The sequence below is a fragment of the Methylobacterium sp. WL103 genome (assembly GCF_008039885.1).
Lineage (GTDB): Bacteria > Pseudomonadota > Alphaproteobacteria > Rhizobiales > Beijerinckiaceae > Methylobacterium > Methylobacterium cerastii.
Genome location: NZ_VRUX01000909.1, coordinates 1 through 1,214, shown reverse-complemented (window position 1 = coordinate 1,214; position 1,214 = coordinate 1). Strand labels below are relative to the sequence as shown.

Here is a 1,214-nt window from a genome sequence, read left to right as displayed (position 1 = left end):
CCGCCCGGGCCCCGGCCTCACCGCGGCGGCGCCGCCGGCGCCGCCCCGCCGCGGCGCAGCACCAGGGCGACCCAACCCTCGATCGTGCCCCGCGAGGCGAGGTGGAAGCCCTGGTGGCGGTAGGCCGAGAGCACGCCGGCCACGTCGCGCTCGATCAGCCCCGAGAGCACCAGCACGCCGCCCTCGGCCACCACCGCCGAGAGCGTCGGCGCCAGGCCGCGCAGGGGGCGGGCGAGGATGTTGGCGAAGACGACGTCGAAGTGGCGCGTCCGCGCGGCCATGGCGTTGCGCACCCCCGGGCCCTCGTAGAGCTTGAGGTAGGGCCCGAGCCCGTTGGCGCGGGCGTTGGCGCGGGCGGTGCGCACCGCCTCGCCGTCGAGGTCGCCGGCGATCACCGGGCGGCGCAATGCCTTGGCGGCGGCGAAAGCGAGGATGCCGGTGCCGGTGCCGACGTCGAGCACCCGGCCGGGGCGGCCACGCTTGAGCACGTCCACCAGGGCCTTGAGGCAGCCGAGCGTCGTGCCGTGGTGGCCGGTGCCGAAGGCGAGCGCCGCCTCGATCTCGATGGCGAGCTCGTTCGGCCGCACGGTGTCGCGGTCGTGCGAGCCGTGGATGCGGAAGCGTCCGGCGCGCACGGGTACGAGGCCTTCGAGCGAGGCGCGGACCCAGTCCTTCTGGTCGACGGTGCGGAACTCGGCGGCGTCCGCCTTCGCGCCGACCACGGGGCGGATCAGGTCGCGGATGTAATCTTCGTCCGGCGCGTCGGCGAAGTAGGCCTCGAGCCGCCACGTCACCCCGTCCTCGGACTCGAAGGCGGCCACCGCCGTCTCCGTCGGGTCGAACATCTCGCCCAGCAGGTCGGTCATCGTGCGCGCCGACCGCTCGTCGGTCATCAGCTGCAGGACGTGGGTCGGGCGGTTCGGGTGCAGGCCTTCGAGCATGGCCGCCTCTACCACCCTCGGATCGGAGCCGCCACAAGCGGATCGAACCGCGGCAAAACCGCCTGGGAATGCGGCAGATTGTTCACGCGTTCATCATATCGACCCCCGGAACCGGCTTCGGCGTGCAACGGTTTCGGTCAGGCCACCACGTCGCCACTCCGCATTGTCGTCCGAGTCGTTCGTTCCTCGAGGGTGCGTCCGCGTGACCAAGTCGAGACCTTCCGTTGCCCGGCCGGTCGTCCTCAACGGCCTCGCCCGGCGCCGGCGCCAGGC

The 1,214-nt window shown here is 73.1% G+C and carries 1 protein-coding gene; it reads right to left on the bottom strand.

Annotation, left to right across the window (positions count from 1 at the left end):
- Nucleotides 1-17 precede the first annotated feature (17 nt).
- Nucleotides 18-941, bottom strand: coding sequence for a 50S ribosomal protein L11 methyltransferase (locus tag FV222_RS26635; protein WP_147816132.1), 924 nt, complete (start codon nt 939-941; stop codon nt 18-20).
- Nucleotides 942-1,214 lie beyond the last annotated feature (273 nt).

Excerpts from the sequence above, each read along its gene's own strand:
- FV222_RS26635 (WP_147816132.1), bottom strand. The coding sequence starts at position 941 with ATGCTCGAAGGCCTGCACCCGAACCGCCCGACCCACGTCCTGCAGCTG.